We start from the raw sequence: 5,481 nt of genomic DNA, 5'->3' as shown, positions 1-5,481 counted from the left end.
CGAAAGAAGTCCGGCGGTGTCCTACTCTCCCACAGGGTCCCCCCTGCAGTACCATCGGCGCTGTGAGGCTTAGCTTCCGGGTTCGGAATGTAACCGGGCGTTTCCCTCACGCTATGGCCGCCGAAACACTATTGATGTTTCAATCTGCACAACGATTCATCGTTATGCGGTTCTCGACCGTACATCGAGAACCACTCAGTGGACGCAAGCACCTAAACGGTGTGTTATCAAATCATCGGCTTATTAGTACCGGTCAGCTTCACGTGTTACCACGCTTCCACATCCGGCCTATCAACCCAGTAGTCTGGCTGGGAGCCTCTCACCCGAAGGTATGGAAATCTCATCTTGAGGCCGGCTTCCCGCTTAGATGCTTTCAGCGGTTATCCATCCCGAACGTAGCTAACCAGCGGTGCTCTTGGCAGAACAACTGGCACACCAGAGGTTCGTCCAACCCGGTCCTCTCGTACTAGGGTCAGATCCTCTCAAATTTCCTACGCGCGCAGCGGATAGGGACCGAACTGTCTCACGACGTTCTAAACCCAGCTCGCGTACCGCTTTAATGGGCGAACAGCCCAACCCTTGGGACCTACTCCAGCCCCAGGATGCGACGAGCCGACATCGAGGTGCCAAACCATGCCGTCGATATGGACTCTTGGGCAAGATCAGCCTGTTATCCCCGAGGTACCTTTTATCCGTTGAGCGACAGCGCTTCCACAAGCCACTGCCGGATCACTAGTCCCGACTTTCGTCCCTGCTCGACCTGTCAGTCTCACAGTCAAGCTCCCTTGTGCACTTACACTCGCCACCTGATTGCCAACCAGGTTGAGGGAACCTTTGGGCGCCTCCGTTACTTTTTGGGAGGCAACCGCCCCAGTTAAACTACCCACCATGCACTGTCCCTGAACCGGATTACGGTTCGAAGTTAGATATCCAGAGTGACCAGAGTGGTATTTCAACAATGACTCCACGGTAACTGGCGTCACCGCTTCAAAGTCTCCCACCTATCCTACACAAGCCACACCGAACACCAATACAAAGCTATAGTAAAGGTCACGGGGTCTTTCCGTCCTGCTGCGCGTAACGAGCATCTTTACTCGTAATGCAATTTCGCCGAGTTCGCGGTTGAGACAGTTGGGAAGTCGTTACGCCATTCGTGCAGGTCGGAACTTACCCGACAAGGAATTTCGCTACCTTAGGATGGTTATAGTTACCACCGCCGTTTACTGGGGCTTAAATTCTCAGCTTCGCCTTGCGGCTAACCGGTCCTCTTAACCTTCCAGCACCGGGCAGGCGTCAGTCCGTATACATCGTCTTGCGACTTGGCACGGACCTGTGTTTTTAGTAAACAGTCGCTACCCACTAGTCTCTGCGGCCTCCACGCCCTTTCGGAGTAAATCCTAATAAGCGGAAGGCCCCCCTTCTCCCGAAGTTACGGGGGCATTTTGCCGAGTTCCTTAACCACGATTCTCTCGATCTCCTTGGTATTCTCTACCTGACCACCTGAGTCGGTTTGGGGTACGGGCGGCTTGAACCTCGCGTCGATGCTTTTCTTGGCAGCATAGGATCACCCACTTTTTATCCGCATCGTGTCTCAGCCTATGTGAGAGACGGATTTGCCTATCTCTCGGCCTACGCACTTGCCCCGGGACAACCATCGCCCGGGTTGGGCTACCTTCCTGCGTCACACCTGTTAATACGCTAGCCGCACCAGAACGGGGTCGAGCGTTAGACCGGCCGGCTTCACCCCGAAGGGATCCACTCAGCCGGGTTAGGACTCTTAGCACCACTGGATTAGCTTGGGCGGTTCTTCGCCGGTACGGGAATATCAACCCGTTGTCCATCGACTACGCCTGTCGGCCTCGCCTTAGGTCCCGACTTACCCAGGGAAGATTAGCTTGACCCTGGAACCCTTGGTCTTTCGGAGGACGTGTTTCTCACACGTCTTTCGCTACTCATGCCTGCATTCTCACTCGTGTAGCCTCCACGGCTGGTTCACACCGCCGCTTCGCTGGCCACACGACGCTCTCCTACCCATCAACACGGCTGGACCACGAAGGCCTACCAATAATGTCAATGCCACAGCTTCGGTGGCGTGCTTGAGCCCCGTTACATTGTCGGCGCGGAATCACTTGACCAGTGAGCTATTACGCACTCTTTCAAGGGTGGCTGCTTCTAAGCCAACCTCCTGGTTGTCAAAGCAACTCCACATCCTTTCCCACTTAGCACGCGCTTTGGGACCTTAGATGGTGGTCTGGGTTGTTTCCCTCTCGACTATGAAGCTTATCCCCCACAGTCTCACTGCTGCGCTCTCACTTACCGGCATTCGGAGTTTGGCTGACGTCAGTAACCTTGTAGGGCCCATCGGCCATCCAGTAGCTCTACCTCCGGCAAGAAACACGCAACGCTGCACCTAAATGCATTTCGGAGAGAACCAGCTATCACGAAGTTTGATTGGCCTTTCACCCCTATCCACAGCTCATCCCCTCAGTTTTCAACCTAAGTGGGTTCGGTCCTCCACGACGTCTTACCGTCGCTTCAACCTGGCCATGGATAGATCACTTCGCTTCGGGTCTAGGACATGCGACTGAATCGCCCTATTCAGACTCGCTTTCGCTACGGCTACCCCACACGGGTTAACCTCGCCACATATCGCTAACTCGCAGGCTCATTCTTCAAAAGGCACGCTGTCACCCCTACTAAGGAGGCTCCAACGGTTTGTAAGCAAACGGTTTCAGGTACTATTTCACTCCCCTCCCGGGGTACTTTTCACCTTTCCCTCACGGTACTTGTCCGCTATCGGTCATCTGGGAGTATTTAGGCTTATCAGGTGGTCCTGACAGATTCACACGGGATTTCTCGGGCCCCGTGCTACTTGGGATACTCTTCGCGTCAAGAGAGGCATTTCGACTACGGGGTTGGCACCCTCTATGACCCGCCTTTCAATGCGGTTCGTCTATACCTTCTTGTAACGCCGACAGATCGGCAGAACTGTCTGAAAAGTCCCACAACCCCGAATACGCAACTCCTGCCGGATATCACACGTACTCGGTTTAGCCTGTTCCGGTTTCGCTCGCCACTACTAACGGAATCGCGGTTGCTTTCTCTTCCTGTGGGTACTGAGATGTTTCACTTCCCCACGTTCCCTCTACCCGCCCTATATATTCAGGCGGGAGTCACTAGGTCGGCACGCCGCCCAGCGGGGTTTCCCCATTCGGACACCCTCGGATCAAAACTTGCTTATCAGTTCCCCGAGGCTTATCGCAGATTGCTACGTCCTTCTTCGGCTCCAGATGCCAAGGCATCCACCGTTTGCTCTTAAAGATTTGAAATCACATGAGTTGAATCGTCAATCGAAATTGACTAATGATCTTTAAGATCATCTTTCTGAACCGATCAAAGATCAGTTCAAAGATGCTCGCGTCCACTGTGTAGTTCTCAAAGTACGGGCGGTACCCTCCCCACACCGGCATCGCCGGCACAGAAAAGGCCCTGAGGTTCGTCAGGCCACAACCCAAAGGTCGCAGCACATCCGGTCCCTCAGGACCCAACAGCGTGCATGTGCAAGAAGCCTCACCCCGAACCGTTCCAAACCCGAAGGCCGTACTACGTTCGAAGGTCACCCTCCCACACCTCGTCAAATGTTCCACCCATGAGCTCCGGCCGAGAACATTCGTCTCGAAACCGGCTCTGTCACTCCGAAGAGTGCAGTGCTCCTTAGAAAGGAGGTGATCCAGCCGCACCTTCCGGTACGGCTACCTTGTTACGACTTAGTCCTAATTACCAATCCCACCTTCGACGGCTCCCTCCACAAGGGTTGGGCCACCGGCTTCAGGTGTTACCGACTTTCATGACTTGACGGGCGGTGTGTACAAGACCCGGGAACGTATTCACCGCAGCGTTGCTGATCTGCGATTACTAGCGACTCCGACTTCATGAGGTCGAGTTGCAGACCTCAATCCGAACTGGGACCGGCTTTTTGGGATTCGCTCCACCTCGCGGTATTGCAGCCCTTTGTACCGGCCATTGTAGCATGCGTGAAGCCCAAGACATAAGGGGCATGATGATTTGACGTCATCCCCACCTTCCTCCGAGTTGACCCCGGCAGTATCCCATGAGTTCCCACCATTACGTGCTGGCAACATAGAACGAGGGTTGCGCTCGTTGCGGGACTTAACCCAACATCTCACGACACGAGCTGACGACAACCATGCACCACCTGTTTACGAGTGTCCAAAGAGTTGACCATTTCTGGCCCGTTCTCGTATATGTCAAGCCTTGGTAAGGTTCTTCGCGTTGCATCGAATTAATCCGCATGCTCCGCCGCTTGTGCGGGTCCCCGTCAATTCCTTTGAGTTTTAGCCTTGCGGCCGTACTCCCCAGGCGGGGAACTTAATGCGTTAGCTGCGTCACGGAATCCGTGGAATGGACCCCACAACTAGTTCCCAACGTTTACGGGGTGGACTACCAGGGTATCTAAGCCTGTTTGCTCCCCACCCTTTCGCTCCTCAGCGTCAGTAACGGCCCAGAGATCTGCCTTCGCCATCGGTGTTCCTCCTGATATCTGCGCATTCCACCGCTACACCAGGAATTCCAATCTCCCCTACCGCACTCTAGTCTGCCCGTACCCACTGCAGACCCGAGGTTGAGCCTCGGGATTTCACAGCAGACGCGACAAACCGCCTACGAGCTCTTTACGCCCAATAATTCCGGATAACGCTTGCGCCCTACGTATTACCGCGGCTGCTGGCACGTAGTTAGCCGGCGCTTTTTCTGCAGGTACCGTCACTTTCGCTTCTTCCCTGCTAAAAGAGGTTTACAACCCGAAGGCCGTCATCCCTCACGCGGCGTTGCTGCATCAGGCTTTCGCCCATTGTGCAATATTCCCCACTGCTGCCTCCCGTAGGAGTCTGGGCCGTGTCTCAGTCCCAGTGTGGCCGGTCACCCTCTCAGGCCGGCTACCCGTCGACGCCTTGGTGAGCCATTACCTCACCAACAAGCTGATAGGCCGTGAGCCCATCCCAGACCGAAAAATCTTTCCAACTGCTGACCATGCGATCGCAGCTCATATCCAGTATTAGACGCCGTTTCCAGCGCTTATCCCAGAGTCAGGGGCAGGTTGCTCACGTGTTACTCACCCGTTCGCCACTGATCCACAGAGCAAGCTCTGCTTCACCGTTCGACTTGCATGTGTTAAGCACGCCGCCAGCGTTCATCCTGAGCCAGGATCAAACTCTCCGTAAAAGAAAAATACTGACAACGACCGGAATAGGCCGAAGCAGCGAGTTTGAACTGACCAAAAAGATAAATCATTGCTGACTATCCATACGCCGACTTCCCGGAAGAAGCCGGACTTTGATCCAAAGGAATCTCACCCAGCCGAAACTGGGTCGAGGTTATTTGGCATTTGACAAGTGCACGCTGTTGAGTTCTCAAGGATCGGATGCTCCCACACCACCCCGCAGGGCTTCGTAGTGAGGCAAC

3 rRNA genes are annotated in these 5,481 nt (G+C 54.6%); all 3 read right to left on the bottom strand.

Annotated features, from left to right (window positions below):
* Positions 1-8: 8 nt before the first annotated feature.
* Positions 9-125 (bottom strand): 5S ribosomal RNA (rrf, locus tag MO1_RS14385).
* A gap of 98 nt (positions 126-223) precedes the next feature.
* Positions 224-3,329, bottom strand: a 23S ribosomal RNA gene (locus MO1_RS14380).
* 389 nt (positions 3,330-3,718) lie between these two features.
* Positions 3,719-5,241, bottom strand: a 16S ribosomal RNA gene (locus MO1_RS14375).
* The 16S, 23S and 5S rRNA genes sit together here, the layout of an rRNA operon.
* Positions 5,242-5,481: the final 240 nt, after the last annotated feature.

This window comes from Microbacterium oleivorans NBRC 103075, from assembly GCF_001552475.1.
Taxonomy (GTDB): domain Bacteria; phylum Actinomycetota; class Actinomycetes; order Actinomycetales; family Microbacteriaceae; genus Microbacterium; species Microbacterium oleivorans.
Note: the sequence above shows the minus strand (reverse complement) of the source record. Positions and strands in the feature narration are given on the sequence as shown.